At 38.1% G+C, this 13,927-nt stretch carries 17 protein-coding genes and 1 pseudogene; 5 read left to right on the plus strand and 13 right to left on the minus strand.

Annotated features, from left to right (window positions below; translation table 11 throughout):
• Positions 1-114: 114 nt before the first annotated feature.
• Positions 115-441, minus strand: coding sequence for a tyrosine-type recombinase/integrase (locus tag CYAN7822_RS36455; protein WP_083786960.1), 327 nt, complete (start codon positions 439-441; stop codon positions 115-117).
• A 76-nt stretch (positions 442-517) separates the two neighbouring features.
• Here CYAN7822_RS36455 and CYAN7822_RS39925 point away from each other — a divergent pair, with 76 nt between their 5' ends.
• Together CYAN7822_RS39925 and CYAN7822_RS36460 are read left to right on the plus strand one after the other, a co-directional pair.
• Positions 518-961 (plus strand): helix-turn-helix domain-containing protein, encoded by a 444-nt coding sequence (locus tag CYAN7822_RS39925; RefSeq protein WP_049802837.1) that lies wholly within the window; start codon positions 518-520, stop codon positions 959-961.
• Between the two features lie 79 nt (positions 962-1,040).
• Positions 1,041-1,859 (plus strand): annotated as a pseudogene (locus CYAN7822_RS36460) (IS5 family transposase).
• Positions 1,860-2,090: 231 nt separating this feature from the next.
• Here CYAN7822_RS36460 and CYAN7822_RS32550 read toward each other — a convergent pair.
• Positions 2,091-2,360, minus strand: coding sequence for a DUF370 domain-containing protein (locus CYAN7822_RS32550; RefSeq protein WP_013325523.1), 270 nt, complete (start codon positions 2,358-2,360; stop codon positions 2,091-2,093).
• Positions 2,361-2,693: 333 nt separating this feature from the next.
• Here CYAN7822_RS32550 and CYAN7822_RS32555 point away from each other — a divergent pair, with 333 nt between their 5' ends.
• Positions 2,694-2,915: a hypothetical protein gene (locus CYAN7822_RS32555; protein WP_013325524.1), complete on the plus strand. Its 222-nt coding sequence runs from the start codon at positions 2,694-2,696 to the stop codon at positions 2,913-2,915.
• A gap of 467 nt (positions 2,916-3,382) precedes the next feature.
• On the opposite strand, the gene CYAN7822_RS32560 is transcribed toward CYAN7822_RS32555, so the two are convergent.
• Positions 3,383-3,622 carry a hypothetical protein gene (locus tag CYAN7822_RS32560; protein WP_013325525.1) on the minus strand — a complete coding sequence of 80 codons (240 nt, stop codon included), beginning with the start codon at positions 3,620-3,622 and terminating at the stop codon, positions 3,383-3,385.
• 46 nt (positions 3,623-3,668) lie between these two features.
• Positions 3,669-3,845, minus strand: coding sequence for a hypothetical protein (locus CYAN7822_RS38300; protein WP_013325526.1), 177 nt, complete (start codon positions 3,843-3,845; stop codon positions 3,669-3,671).
• 691 nt (positions 3,846-4,536) lie between these two features.
• Between CYAN7822_RS38300 and CYAN7822_RS32565 the strand changes: the two genes are divergently transcribed.
• Together CYAN7822_RS32565 and CYAN7822_RS37165 are read left to right on the plus strand one after the other, a co-directional pair.
• Positions 4,537-8,847 carry a Calx-beta domain-containing protein gene (locus tag CYAN7822_RS32565; protein ID WP_013325527.1) on the plus strand — a complete coding sequence of 1,437 codons (4,311 nt, stop codon included), beginning with the start codon at positions 4,537-4,539 and terminating at the stop codon, positions 8,845-8,847.
• A gap of 89 nt (positions 8,848-8,936) precedes the next feature.
• Positions 8,937-9,718, plus strand: a protein-coding gene (locus tag CYAN7822_RS37165; protein ID WP_173362888.1) for an IS5 family transposase whose coding sequence is annotated in 2 segments (ribosomal slippage) — positions 8,937-9,264 and positions 9,264-9,718 — 783 coding nt in all. Because the reading frame shifts where the segments join, the coding sequence is not laid out codon by codon here.
• Between the two features lie 70 nt (positions 9,719-9,788).
• Here the strand turns inward: CYAN7822_RS37165 and CYAN7822_RS32580 are convergent.
• The 9 genes from CYAN7822_RS32580 to CYAN7822_RS32620 all read right to left on the minus strand — a co-directional run bounded on the left by CYAN7822_RS32580 (position 9,789) and on the right by CYAN7822_RS32620 (position 13,926).
• Positions 9,789-10,016 carry a DUF4351 domain-containing protein gene (locus tag CYAN7822_RS32580; protein ID WP_049802839.1) on the minus strand — a complete coding sequence of 76 codons (228 nt, stop codon included), beginning with the start codon at positions 10,014-10,016 and terminating at the stop codon, positions 9,789-9,791.
• A gap of 122 nt (positions 10,017-10,138) precedes the next feature.
• A complete protein-coding gene (locus tag CYAN7822_RS32585) occupies positions 10,139-10,501 on the minus strand; it encodes a hypothetical protein (RefSeq protein ID WP_013325528.1) in 363 nt (120 codons plus the stop codon).
• The gene (locus CYAN7822_RS32590) at positions 10,498-10,812 is read right to left on the minus strand and encodes a hypothetical protein (RefSeq protein WP_013325529.1); all 315 of its coding nucleotides are present in this window, start codon (positions 10,810-10,812) and stop codon (positions 10,498-10,500) included. The genes CYAN7822_RS32585 and CYAN7822_RS32590 overlap by 4 nt, the downstream gene beginning before the upstream one ends.
• A gap of 110 nt (positions 10,813-10,922) precedes the next feature.
• Positions 10,923-11,315, minus strand: coding sequence for a Zn-binding domain-containing protein (locus tag CYAN7822_RS39930; RefSeq protein ID WP_071881465.1), 393 nt, complete (start codon positions 11,313-11,315; stop codon positions 10,923-10,925).
• 215 nt (positions 11,316-11,530) lie between these two features.
• Complete coding sequence (locus CYAN7822_RS39935) at positions 11,531-12,163, minus strand: hypothetical protein (protein WP_041934376.1); 633 nt, start codon at positions 12,161-12,163, stop codon at positions 11,531-11,533.
• A 48-nt stretch (positions 12,164-12,211) separates the two neighbouring features.
• Positions 12,212-12,400: a hypothetical protein gene (locus CYAN7822_RS32605; protein ID WP_013325530.1), complete on the minus strand. Its 189-nt coding sequence runs from the start codon at positions 12,398-12,400 to the stop codon at positions 12,212-12,214.
• Positions 12,397-12,849, minus strand: coding sequence for a hypothetical protein (locus CYAN7822_RS32610; RefSeq protein WP_013325531.1), 453 nt, complete (start codon positions 12,847-12,849; stop codon positions 12,397-12,399). The genes CYAN7822_RS32605 and CYAN7822_RS32610 overlap by 4 nt, the downstream gene beginning before the upstream one ends.
• Entirely contained in the window at positions 12,833-13,147 is a 315-nt protein-coding gene (locus tag CYAN7822_RS32615) for a hypothetical protein (RefSeq protein WP_041934377.1), read from the minus strand. Before CYAN7822_RS32615 ends, CYAN7822_RS32610 begins: the two co-directional genes overlap by 17 nt.
• 125 nt (positions 13,148-13,272) lie before the next feature.
• Complete coding sequence (locus tag CYAN7822_RS32620; RefSeq protein WP_041934378.1) at positions 13,273-13,926, minus strand: AcrVA2 family anti-CRISPR protein; 654 nt, start codon at positions 13,924-13,926, stop codon at positions 13,273-13,275.
• Position 13,927: the final 1 nt, after the last annotated feature.

Below are 13,927 nucleotides of genomic sequence, written 5' to 3' on the forward strand. Positions count from 1 at the left end.
TTCTTGTAAGTTCAAATGAATTAACAAGAGGGTCAGTAGTCCAAGTGCGAGCGCTCCCGCGCCACGAAGGGATCGCCGGGGGAACAGTTAAAAGCCTGCGGCACAGTAGAATAACTACTCTGCACTAATTAATCGAGTTAAAGCCATTCTTGCTACTTCTTCAGCTTTACTAGAGGTGACTTTTTGATATTTCAAAGTGGTTTGAATATTCGTATGACCCATTAATGCTCGTAATTCTTCTATCGACATTAATCCGACTCGCTCAGTCGCAAAAGTATGTCGCAAGTCGTGAAGTCGAGTACCTTTTAATAATACACTTTTACAAATATATTTACCCCAGAGACTCTTAACTCGGCGGTAGGATAAACGAGTTACAACACCTGTCAATGGATGTTGAGCAGTGAATAAAGCTTTTACATCTTTTAAGCGATAATATTTAATATACTACTTACGTAAATCTGAATTTTAAGCTAAATAAATAGGTATAAAGCTAAAAGTTTATTCTATTCACCCACCTATGCGCTATAAAAAAGCTATTCAACTGCCTCAATCACAATTTAAACGATTATATGCTGTATCAAAAGATACCTTTCAAGTGATGATAAGAGAAGTCGCTAAAGCCAGATTAGGTAAGAAAGGTAGTCCATGTAAATTGTTAATTCCTGACGGGGCGTACAAGCCCTACGGGGCGTTTGAAGGGGCGAACGAGTTAGCCCCACAGCCCCTCCCGAATTCGATGCGCTCCGCGCCGCTTTGCGAGCGGGGGACAGCCCCTCACCAAATTTTGCTGACTTTACAATACTGGCGTGAGTACAGGACATTTTTTCATATATCTCAAGATTGGGGAATTCATGATTCTACAGCTTCCCGCATCGTTAAAAAAATAGAAAATATATTAATAAAATCAGAAAAATTTCGTTTGCCTAGCCAACGTGAACTCAAAAAAAACAAGCGGCTATAGAAGTAATTAGACCTCTTGCGTAAATACAGATTTTAAGCTAAATAAATAGGAATAAAACTAAAACTTTAATTGACTATTTATGCGCTATAAAAAAGCTGTTGAACTACCTTCATCACAATTTAAACGATTATATGGGGTATCAAAAGACACATTTAAAGTTATGATAAGAGAAGTGGCTAAAGCCTCTTTAGGTAAAAGAGGCCGCTTATGTAAACTGTTAATTCCTGACCAAATTTTGTTAACTTTACAATATTGGAGATAATACAGAACATTTTTTCATATAGCTCAAGACTGGGGGATTCATGAGTCTACTGCTTCACGCATTGTTAAAAAAATAGAAAATATTTTAATAAAATCAGAAAAATTTCGTTTGCCTAGTCAACGTGAACTCCAAAAAGTAGAAGCGGCTATAGAAGTCATTGTTATTGATGCAACCGAAGTAGAAATAGAACGCCCTAAAAAAAACAAAAAAGCTTTTATAGCGGCAAACAACGATGCCATACCCTAAAAGCGCAATTGATTATTAATAAAAATACAGGAGAGATTATCGCTACAGATTATGGGAAAGGAAAAAGACATGATTTTCACATATTTAAAACTAGCAAAATACTTATCAATGAAGATATACAGCTTTTGACTGACAAAGGTTATCAAGGGATAAATAAGCTTCATAAAAATAGTTTATTGCCTCATAAAAAGCCCCGAAAAAGTCAATTAAGTCACGAGCAAAAACGAGAAAACCGTCGTCATGCTTCGATGGCGAATTCTTGTCGAACACATTATTAGAAGCTTAAAGATTTTTCGCATTTTATCAAGCCGCTATCGCAATAGAAGAAAACGCTTTGGCTTGCGAGTTAATTTGATAGCTGGTATCTATAATTATGAATTAAAAATGTGAATTACGCAAGAGGTCTATTGTACAAGAGGCTTTAGACAAAATCAACCTCCCCCTTGAGCAAGTTCTAATGCGCTTGGGATACTCCTTATGATATCCGGTAATTATCTCCCGTACAACACCAGCATCTAAAATATAGATTTTTTTTAAGAATTAGCGCAATTTCCCTGCCCGTTTGGGGGAGTATTTATTTCTATTAGACATCTTTAGAAATGATTCCAAAATCTATATATATCAAGGGTCGATCTTGGATTTCTGGAAATGTCTATTGACAAATTTATCCCCTATAGTCGCTGCCTGAACCCCGGACAAGATAACTTCATTGGAGCGGGTAATAATAACTGAGCGAACAGTTCTTGTATTCGTGGAATCTATCAGCCGATTTTCGGCTTTTGCTACCGAAATCAGGCGTTTAATCGGACTGGAGTCGGGATCTAGGATGGCAATAATTTCCTTTGTAGCTACGGAAAAACCAAAACCGATTTCAACTATCTCAATCGTCATTAGGGGGTTGGCTATAATAAATAACTTCAGTAGCTATTATAGACAACGATTTCATCAATTTCAAAAATCTCACTAATCTTCGGGAAAATTTCGGATTTTTCGGGATTTAGTATGCTAAATGCGAGCTTCCCGCCTAAATCTCCCATGACAACTCCATTGGGGGCGGCTAATTTGGGCGAGAAGAAAACTTTAACACAATATGTCAGTCACTTGGTAGTACATTCGCCTACAGGTGAGTGCTTTTACCTCAAGAGCAATTAAATTAATATGCTCGAAATCTTCACAATAAGAAGCTATTCTAAATGGGGAAAAAATTTCACCGATTTTTTAATTATGAACATTTTGTATGATGAACTAGGTTTAATAATTAATAAAGCTAAAAAACTTGGATTAAATTTTCAAACGACTCAACAAAATCAATGGATAATTTATTTAAAACCGAATTGGGTTTTATTTCAAATTGACACAGGGTGGTTACTGTCAGTTAATCAAAAACCCCAAATCTATATATCTAGCTCAAGAGCTTTAAAATTTCTCGAACAATTAACAAAATAATTATATAGATTATCAAACCTTTGTCTATCTGTTTTAAGAGAAGTTGATAACTCGTTTAGTATAGGTATATTATAACCCCTTGAGAAAATTAGGTCTTCCGCAAAGCTGCCCCTTCGAGTCGCTAATTTAAATATTTGATGATATGAGGCAAACTCCTTTAACGTTTTATTATCAATAATCTTTATTTATTGACATCAACAACTCTTCCCTTACCCCTCCCCCCCAAGAGAGAGCCAAAGTGTTGACTAACCCTAAAAGCTTTACCAATAAGGATTTTAGAATTTTAACACAGATGCTTGTTAAACTGTTGTTGAAGCCGTTAACGGTAACGTCCGTTATACTCTCACTCGTAACCAATTAGTCGTTACCCGTCAGGGCAAGGTGATTGTTAGAGAAAAAGCTAATTGGCTATTTTAATGAGAGTAATTATTCTTGCCTCAACAGGCCAAAAATTCCTCAAATACTGCTCATAAACATAAAGCGTGACATGGAAAGCGTGACACCTTAGATGATTGATTCGTTTTTAAACTTTTTTGGCTTTGAAGCCAGATTGATCTCCGAACCGAAAGTTTGATCACCCCCTCAATTTCATTTGGTACCGCTAACTTTATCCATCCGCTTCCACTCGCTTCATCCATTTCATCAGAACCTTCCCAAGTAAAAGAAAAACGTTCTTCCTCATTTAACTTTTCTATATACCCATCCATGTCGCCAATGACCAGGCCGAACTGAAAACTCCCCCCTTTAGTCGAATTATTTCTTTAAAGTATATTTAATTAACTCAGAAGTTGAGCTAAAATTCTCTGATTCAATCATTCCTTTCACTAATCCCACTCCGTCAGCATACCAATAGGTTTTTTTAAGTTTTGCGCCGTTTTGTAAGACTTGTGTAACAACTTTAACGCTCTTAAATTGTCCAGCCCGAACCACCTAAGTTTCAATCCGTCATAGGGATTCAGTCAAATTGTAACCCTCAACTCCTGTTTGGTCTTTATTCCACCAAGTAGCGTTCGATTAAAGTTTTAAAAGAGATTAAAATCATCAGTTCAACCAAAGAAGTTTTCAAACAGCTATTAATAGGATTACAGGCTTGTCTGATATTTATAGCACAGGTTTATTATACACATTTAGCCGGTGGAATAAGTGGAGCAAGCAATGCCCATTCTGCTTTAGATAAGTCACTTAAATTCAGTTTGTCGCCCTTCACTTTTGCTCCTGAACAATTACTCTGTTGGGATTAACTGCTCCTGACTTGTTTCTCTTGTGTCTTTAAATTTACTTTATAAATCCCCTCTAATTATGAAGTTTACTTTAAATTTTTGACAGAGAGCATTATATTTTTGTAGTTGGCATAACCGAAAACAAAGAGTTGCAACGGTTTCAGTTCCCCTAAAAAGTTAAAGTGCTTAAATGGGATGCTCCCTCTTGACAAATACGGGAAATTACGGAAATATAATTTTAAGAAAACTCTTAAACTCGGTAAAACTAAATTGAGGTTAGCGAGTTTTAGCTTAATTAATAATAAATTTGTCTTGAAAAACTTTAAAAAAATTTCAAGATAGTAAATTTTTTGTGGCTAGTGGACCGTAAGAAATTTGTTAATTTTTTGAGTAGCATTATTATGGCAAACATTATCACCGGAACTTCTAATAACGATACTTTAACAGGCACTTTGAACGATGATTTTATTAGCGGAGGGAGTGGTAATGATGTCATTAATGCTCTGGGAGGGGATGATATTTTAGATGGAGGGGTGGGAAATGATAGCCTCAGTGGTGGTGATGGAAATGATACTCTACAACCGGGTTTAGGAGATGATACTGTTGATGGAGGAACGGGGACAGATAGTATAACAGTTGACTACACCAATGCTTCTTTTAGTTATTTAGGATATGACAATCTCGGTATTAGCAATGATAGTTCAGGCATCTATGGTAGTTACTATGCTAAATACTATGGAATACAAAGATTACTACGCTACAGTAATATTGAGCAATTCAACATTACCGGAACCGCTCAAAATGACAACCTGACAAGTTTAGTGGGTCAGTATATTTTAAAAGGAGGAGCCGGAAATGATACTTTAAGTGGAAAAGCAGGTGACTCAATTTATGGAGAAACCGGCAATGACAGTGTAACTGGGCAAATGGGCAGTTTTCTCGATGGAGGAGAAGGAACAGATACACTTAATCTCGATTTAGCTACGACAACAATAAATTGGGCTTTAAACTTGAGCTTGACTAATAATCAGTTAAGCGGAGATAGCAATACTCAAGTTAAGAATTTTGAAAATATCGGCACGATAACAACTGGTAGTGGTAGTGATAGCTTCACTTTAACAGGAGCGGCATTAGTTAATAACGGTTCGGTAAATGGAGGAACGGGAACAGATAGTTTAACCGTTGATTATACTAATGCTTCTTTTAGCTATATAGGATATGACAATCTCGGCATTAGCAATGATAGTTCAGGCATCTATGGTAGTTACTATGCTAAATACTATGGAATACAAAGATTACTACGCTACAGTAATATTGAGCAATTTAACATCACTGGAACCGCTCAAAATGACAACCTGACAAGTTTAGTGGGTCAGTACACTTTGAACGGAGGAGGGGGAAATGATACCCTCAGTGGGAAAACTGGAGACTACCTTGATGGAGGAACAGGAACAGATCTACTTAATCTCGATTTAGGCAGTACCACAACAAACTGGAGTTTAAACTGGGGATTAGCTAATAATCAATTAAGCGGAGATAGCAATACTCAAGTTAAGAATTTTGAAAATATCGGCACGATAACAACTGGTAGTGGTAGTGATAGCTTCACTTTAACAGGAGCGGCATTAGTTAGTAACGGTTCGGTAAATGGAGGAACGGGAACAGATAGTATAACCGTTGACTATACTAATGCTTCTTTTACCTATTTAGGATATGAGAATCTCGGCATTAGCAATGATAGTTCAGGCATCTATGGGAGTTACTATGGTAAATACTATGGAACAGGACAGAAATTACTGCGCTACAGCAATATTGAGCAATTTAACATCACTGGAACCTCTCAAAATGACAACCTGACAAGTTTAGTGGGTCAGTATATTTTAAACGGAGGAGGGGGAAATGATACCCTCAGTGGGAAAACCGGAGACTACCTTGATGGAGGAACAGGAACAGATCTACTTAATCTCGATTTAGGCAGTACCACAACAAACTGGAGTTTAAACTGGGGATTAGCTAATAATCAATTAAGTGGTGACAGCAATACTCAAGTTAAAAATTTTGAAAGTATCGGCACGATAACAACTGGTAGTGGTAGTGATAGCTTCACTTTAACAGGAGCGGCATTAGTTAGTAACGGTTCGGTAAATGGAGGAACGGGAACAGATAGTATAACCGTTGACTATACTAATGCTTCTTTTACCTATTTAGGATATGAGAATCTCGGCATTAGCAATGATAGTTCAGGCATCTATGGGAGTTACTATGGTAAATACTATGGAACAGGACAGAAATTACTGCGCTACAGCAATATTGAGCAATTTAACATCACTGGAACCTCTCAAAATGACAACCTGACAAGTTTAGTGGGTCAGTATATTTTAAACGGAGGAGGGGGAAATGATACCCTCAGTGGGAAAACCGGAGACTACCTTGATGGAGGAACAGGAACAGATCTACTTAATCTCGATTTAGGCAGTACCACAACAAACTGGAGTTTAAACTGGGGATTAGCTAATAATCAATTAAGTGGTGACAGCAATACTCAAGTTAAAAATTTTGAAAGTATCGGCACGATAACAACCGGTAGTGGTAATGATAGCTTCACTTTAACAGGAGCGGCATTAGTTAGTAACGGTTCGGTAAATGGAGGAACGGGAACAGATAGTATAACCGTTGACTATACTAATGCTTCTTTTACCTATTTAGGATATGAGAATCTCGGCATTAGCAATGATAGTTCAGGCATCTATGGGAGTTATTATGGTAAATACTATGGAACAGGACAGAAATTACTGCGCTACAGCAATATTGAGCAATTTAACATCACCGGCACTAGCTCTAATGACAACTTAACAGGATTTGATAACGCCGACACCATTATAGGCGGCACAGGAAACGACACCCTCAAAGGCGGCGCAGGTAACGACGTTATTATCGGAGTCAACCCTTATACAGCAACCCCAGGATTAAATGAAATTGACATTATCGACGGCGGCGCAGGAAGCGACACCATTATTCTCGGTAACAACACTCAATATTTTTATGATGATAACAGCACCACCTCTTCGGGAACTGGGAACTATGCCCGCATCCAAAACTTCAACAAAACCGAAGACTTTATCCAACTATACGGGTCTAAAACTAATTATCGCCTAGCCGCTTCACCCATAAACGGGATTACAGGAACAGCCATTTATCGCGTTAAAACATTACCTGAACCCGATGAACTCATTGCCATCATTGAAGGGGTAGCCGTTGCCGATTTAAACCTGAATTCCAGCTATTTCGTGCAAACAATAGACGAAATCGCCTTTAGTGCCGCTAACTTCCGTACTGGAGAAGACGGAACAACTAATGCTGTTGTTACCCTTACTCGTACCCTAGGTAACCGAGGGCAAGTTAATGTTACCCTTAACCTCAATGACGGAACAGCTACCGCAGGACTTGATTATAATAACACTCCGATTCAAGCCGTCTTTGCCGAAGGAGAAAGCCAAAAAACGGTTCTTATTCCCATTACCGATGACACCCTATATGAAGGGAATGAAACCATTAACTTAAGTTTTACTATCACCAGTTCCCCCAGTGGAACAACAACAGGCACAATAGGTACAGCAACCTTAACCATTGTTGAAGAACCTGTTATCAATTTTAGTGTTGTTAACTACACTGTCGATGAAGGGGGAACAATACAAGTTACTGTCAATCGTACAGGTAGCACAGATGGAGAAGTCGGCGCAACCCTTTCCTTATCCGATGGTACAGCAACATCTCCAGGGGATTATGATAATACTCCCATTAACATCACTTTTGCCCCAGGTGAAACCACCAAAAACATTACCCTTACTATACCTGATGATTTTTTAGAGTCAGAATTTGAGTTTTTAGAAACTGTTAATCTTAGCTTAAGTAATCCTACAGGTAATGCTACAATTGGAACTCAAAATACAGCAACATTAGTTATCAGTCCTAATTTAACTTTAAATGGGGTCGCCAAATTAACTACTGGAGTCAATGGAATATCCCCCGTTCTTCGTTTAACCGATAACCTTAGTCAGAGTGGGGGAGCATTTGTTACTAATCCTATTTCTTTAGCAGATGATGTTTCTTTTAGCACTTTCTTCGAGTTTCAAATTAGCAATCCTCAAGGTGTTTCTGATCTTGATGGGCAAGGTGCTGATGGATTAGTTTTTGTCATACAAACAATCGCTAATAATGTTGGTGGTGGTGGTGGTGGAATAGGTTATGAAGGAATTAACAAAAGTCTGGGAATCGAATTTGACACTTTTAATAATGGAGGAATTGACGACAATAGCGGCAATCATGTTGGGATTAATCTTAATGGAAATATTGATTCAGTTGCGCTTCAACCTATTCCTACCCGTTTGAATAATGGTAATGTTTGGAGAGCTTGGGTAGATTACAATGGCAGTACAAATATTTTGGAAGTCCGTTTAGCCCAAACTAATCAACGACCTGTTGATCCGTTATTAACTTATAGTGTTGATTTACTTACAGTTTTAGGACAAAAAAATGCCTTTATTGGTTTTACTTCCGGTACAGGAGCAGCAAGTGGAATTCATGATATTTTAGATTGGAAATTTAATACTTCGTATAATCCTATTGGCTCAGGTATTTTAGCTTTTAGCAACTCAGAATTTAGTGTTAATGAAGATGGTAGTGCAATAGTAGCAGTTAGAGGGTGTTTATAAAGTAAATCTAAAGACAAGAAAAAAATAGGCCAAAAACGATTAATCTAATCTGGGTAATTGTTCGCAATCAAAAGTGAGGAGCGATCTGCTTGTATCCAAGTGATTTATCTGATGCCGAATGGGAATTGCTTGCCCCACTTATTCCAGCCGCTAAATCCGGGGGACATCCGCGTACTACAGATATTAGACAAGTCTGTAATGCGATATATTATCATTTGAAGACCGGATGCCAATGGAGATATTTACCCAAAAATTTTCCTCCTCCCTCCACAGTCTATAGTTATTATCGCAAATGGGTCAAAAAGGGGGTTTGGGAAAAAATCAATCACACCCTCCGGCAGATGGTTCGTCAACAGGTAGGGAAATCTCCGCAAAGTAGTGTAATCATAGCAGACAGCCAATCGGTGGAAACAACCGAAAAAAGGGGGATGTGTATGGCTTTGACGGTGGAAAAAAAGTCAAAGGCCGAAAAAGGCAATTATTAGTTGATAGTTTAGGATTAATCTTGAAAGTAATTGTAGCTGAAGCTCATGGTCAAGAAAGAGTCTTAGCGGCGACGGCGGTAATGGAACTATTAGAAGAAAATCCCAAACTGCTTGAAAAAGTGGCTTTAATGTGGGTAGATGCTGGTTATAGTGGTGATAAATTTGCTCTGGCTATTTGGTTGATGATTCAAGCAAGAGTAGAAGTAATAAAGCGTTCAGACAAAAAATTTAAAGTTTTACCGAAAAGATGGATTGTGGAACGAACGTTCGGCTGGTTTAACTGGTATCGTCGTTTGAGTAAAGATTATGAAAAATTATCAGAAATGAGTGAAGCCGCTATTTATGCAGTTATGACAAGGATAATGTTGCGTCGCCTCGTTTCTTAAGATTGACTTTATAAATAGCCTCTAATCAATCTTTTAAAATAATGTTAGTTGTTTGTACAAATATTGAGGCTTAATTTTCTTCCAGCCACCGCCTCAAATGTTCCACACTGCTGAAATCCAATAAAGCTTCTCCCAAGTTCTCTAACTGTTCCACTGATAGCCCTCGAATTTGTTCAATTTGTACGGGAGGAATTTGACTAAGACGACGGTTGAGTTGACGTAAAATCAGATTAGCTTCCCCTTCAGCTAATGCTTCTTGATAAACACGAGTTTGTTTTAAATCACTTAAGTTAAACATAGCTTCAATTTCCTCTTTAGTTTTAAGGGTAAAATAATGGACTACTAGCTGATTAAAATTTGTTAGTTTATGCTTAAGACATAAAATGATTTTTTAAATGTTTTTACCGGCTCTAAGTTTTTTTATTCTAATTTTAATTCTCCTTCTCTGTACTTGGCTATTAGGTTGAATAGCTTGAGCCATTTTGAGCCAAGTAAAATTTCTTGAAGCTCGTCGCCGGCAAATACGGGAATTTCAAAATCTTGTTCATTAATTACAATTTTTCCCCTATAGATATCAAAGTTGGCTAATCCTTGGGCAGTTAAGAGTTCTTCTTGATCGAAGTATGGCCATGCTAATTCTTGCAGATCCTGTTTATTAATAGCCAGATATTCAGTGAAACCCGTATCTAACATGGCATCTACAGGCAGATATTCCCCTTCTTCGGTTATTAAATCAATAGTGAAAAATATTTCCCCCTGTTCGCCAAATTGGCCTTGAATCATATCGTGCCACAAGCTCCTGTTTCGTTTAAACAAAAAACACAATGAATTGAATTAGGATGTGCCTGACGCGCTTTTTTATGAGCGGTTTCTTTATCTGAATCAATAAAATATTCTCCACTTAATGGTTCAATGGCGATATACCAACCGTAATGATCTTCAATTAACTTTGTATAGACTTCATTAAATATTACTTGACAACGTTGGTGAAAAGCTTCCCTTTCGGCTTTTCTTCTGGCCTTTTCTTCTGGTGTCCATTGGATTTCTGGAAAAATTCTTCCGCGTCGTGCGTGTTTTTTTGTAGACTGATTCATGTTTTTTTTACTCCAAAGCTTTAATTTATTTTAGTTTAACAAATTATTGAAGTTATCGAATTTATATTTATTACTAATCGTCCTCCCATGTGGCGCAGGGGAAGTATTGGCTATTTTTTCAGGAATTGTTCTACTAACCAAAGTCCCAACGTTTTATGCAGACCAACATTTAATTCGGGGCAACCATGAGAGGTTAGACATTTAGGGCAACCGGAATCATTACAATCACAACTACTGGCTAATTCATAAGCTTTAGTGATACAGTTATCCCAATCGGTAAAAATCGCTTCAGTCGTGCCGTTTCCCTCATGATTACTGTCGAAAATATAGCCAACGATTGGATGAGCATTACTTTTTTTTTCGGGTTCTAATTGCCGCTCGACGACCACTGAGCTAACATCAAATTCTGATGCCAAGAACAATAGCGGGACGGATTTTTCTAAGAAATGAGTCAGCGAATGGAGTGCTACTTGGACGGGATTGACTTCATTAATTGAGTTCAACAATCCTGGTACGGATTGAGCATCTCCAAACTCATGAAGTAGTTCCTTTTTTAATAATTCGGCTTCATCGAATATTTTTGAGGTGAGAGCATAATTAGCTTCTAATCTTAAAATCGGTGCTGAATATGATGTAATTAATGGCTCAAAACGGTTCTCGCCGATTAATTTTTGAGTTAGCCGCTCGGATAATTTTCGATAGCAGCGACGGCATTGTTTTAAATCCTTTTGAGGAGGACTCGGATGCCGAACTCGTTCGGCATCATTTGAGAGTCCGTGCTGTCTATAATAAGTACAACTAGGATTGGTACAGAGGTTTTTTGCTTTGATAACGCTGTCTCAAAGGCGTAGGGAGTAAAAGCTATCGTTTTCCCCGATGCTGTCGGGGTGGTGAGGGTGATGGATTTACCCGTTGTTAATGCTTTCCAAGCCGCTAGTTGATGGGAGTAAAATTGTTTAATTCCTGTGGTCAATAAGGCGCTTTTTAAACCATGATGCAGATTATCGGGAATTGGTGAAGTGTTAGCGGAGTTTCCTGGGATTATCTTCACCGCATTCAAATCCATCGACCACTCCGAAGCAATCTGTTTGTAAGTGGGATTTTCGATAATACTCAGGTCAATTGTGTTCGTTATTTCGATTGTTGGGGCACTTAAAGAGTTTAATGCTACCTGATAAGTTTTGCCGTTGATTTGTATATTGACAATTCGATCTAAAAAACCGATTACTCTACCATGAGCCTTATGTTGGGTCGAATAGACGAGTTTTCCCACATCCAACCAATCTGGATAAATTGGAGGGGTAGATAATAAGGCTTTCAAGAGCGCGGCTTGATCTATATTATTCGACATATTTTAATTGCTCGATACATTATTGAGGAGCGCGTCTTTAAAAAGGCGCTAACTCGATTCTTGCTCCAACATTTTTCCTAAATGTTTTCTGCGTGTTCTTCTAATTTCTTGCTCAAGAAGAACAATAACTTCCTCTAATTCTATTCCCGCTAATTCCATTTCCTGGCAATTTCGATGCGCTTTAGTTAATGTTTGTTGTATTTGTTCGGGATCGGGGAAAGTCGGCATACCAGTCATTTCAACCTCCAATCTAAATTTATTTCTTCTAGACTGCGCTCCAAAGCCGCAATGCGATTTTGAATATTTGTAATAGCCTCATTCATCAACCTTAGCAGATTGTCCGGAATAGTAGGCTGTACTTCCGCAACTCGTAAATGAAGAGTTGATAATTGGGAAAGTCGAGTTCTAGCTTGTTCGGCTATTTCCGTCAATTGTTCTAAAGTTGATGTTGTTTCAAGATTTTCTCCTCGATTTTCCAGAAGAAGAAACTCTAGCAATTTGGCTTCGTCGATCAGGTCTAACAGTTGTTCTTTTTGCTGGCTCAAAGTTGAGCGGGTTTCTTTTGATAGTTTGGCCATATCTGAAAAAATTTTACTCTTAGTAATTTCAGCTATAAATTCATTAATTTCTTCTTGGCTATAATCTTTATTAATCGTATCAAAAAATGGGTTATTTGTCCAAAACAAAATTCAATGACCGCGAAGCATTAGGGGTAAAATTAAAACGAATAACCCAGACTGTTAAAGAGTCATCCCCTCCAAAGAATTGATTGATAAATTCTTTCTTACTCAGGTGTGGAAATCCCTCAGCAATTACATCAGATTCAGGCAGATCAGAGAGTTGTTCGCAGTAAGGGAGTTGTGTTAAAGTTACTGAACCAACAATCACACAATCCGGACAACGCCGGTCTTTACTAATAGCTGGTATTGGAGTCTGTTGCTCGAAATATTTGATAAATATTTGAGCGTGGCGAAGTTTCCACAACCGTCGTGTAACGGTTTTTTGTCCTTTAAGTAAGGGTTCTAAAGTTCGAGCATTCCCTAATGGGAATGGGCATAAAGTATTAAGGATTATTCGACCAGAGGTATTGGGCTAGAGAATTTAATTGTTCAAGACCAGTTAACTAATGTTGGTTCGATCCACACCCATTTACGCTCAGTCAGCAGGTGCCCGACAGCAACCTTTTTCATGTGGCCTCTTCTAAAATGAGGGCGAGGAGAGGCATGGTTTGAAGGGGAAATCTTGGGACTTGACGGAGTAGGGGCTTGATAATTTTTGCCAATCCAAGAGGGTGTTAAGGGGATATTTTTCGTATTTTTAGGACTATAAGCTCTTTCTTCGGATAAATCAATCTTATCACCCCGTATTTGTAGATAAAGAAGAATTTTTATGATTAAATCATCAATCATAGAGCAAAAGCGTTGCTCGGTTTCTTTGTCGGCTCGGGGAATATTAAGATAATCATGGTATTCGATAATAGTGAGTTCGCCTCGTGTGATTTCTCCTTCTGTAATCTCCTGTATTCCTTTATAAATCAAACCTTTAACCGAAGTCGTCCAAACGATTTTATCCACCGTCAAGGTTGTGCCAAGAAGGGATTGAACTTGCCCTGTTGAATCAAATATTTCGATGGATGGTTGATGGAAGCCACTGGGTAAATAGCGGAAATAAAGCCACTCCAGGGGCAGTTTGTCGGGAGTGAGGATTAAATGGGGATGGTAGGATGAACATCGCTCGGCTAAAAGGGATTTTGAGTTCGCCAAC

Origin of the sequence: Gloeothece verrucosa PCC 7822, assembly GCF_000147335.1 — a bacterium.
Classification (GTDB): domain Bacteria; phylum Cyanobacteriota; class Cyanobacteriia; order Cyanobacteriales; family Microcystaceae; genus Gloeothece; species Gloeothece verrucosa.

Coding starts and splice junctions, on each gene's coding strand:
- CYAN7822_RS39925 (WP_049802837.1), top strand. CDS start 518: ATGCGCTATAAAAAAGCTATTCAACTGCCTCAATCACAATTTAAACGA.
- CYAN7822_RS32550 (WP_013325523.1), bottom strand. CDS start 2,360: ATGACGATTGAGATAGTTGAAATCGGTTTTGGTTTTTCCGTAGCTACA.
- CYAN7822_RS32555 (WP_013325524.1), top strand. CDS start 2,694: ATGAACATTTTGTATGATGAACTAGGTTTAATAATTAATAAAGCTAAA.
- CYAN7822_RS32560 (WP_013325525.1), bottom strand. CDS start 3,622: ATGGATGGGTATATAGAAAAGTTAAATGAGGAAGAACGTTTTTCTTTT.
- CYAN7822_RS32565 (WP_013325527.1), top strand. CDS start 4,537: ATGGCAAACATTATCACCGGAACTTCTAATAACGATACTTTAACAGGC.
- CYAN7822_RS32580 (WP_049802839.1), bottom strand. CDS start 10,016: ATGTTTAACTTAAGTGATTTAAAACAAACTCGTGTTTATCAAGAAGCA.
- CYAN7822_RS32585 (WP_013325528.1), bottom strand. CDS start 10,501: ATGATTCAAGGCCAATTTGGCGAACAGGGGGAAATATTTTTCACTATT.
- CYAN7822_RS32590 (WP_013325529.1), bottom strand. CDS start 10,812: ATGAATCAGTCTACAAAAAAACACGCACGACGCGGAAGAATTTTTCCA.
- CYAN7822_RS39935 (WP_041934376.1), bottom strand. CDS start 12,163: ATGTCGAATAATATAGATCAAGCCGCGCTCTTGAAAGCCTTATTATCT.
- CYAN7822_RS32605 (WP_013325530.1), bottom strand. CDS start 12,400: ATGACTGGTATGCCGACTTTCCCCGATCCCGAACAAATACAACAAACA.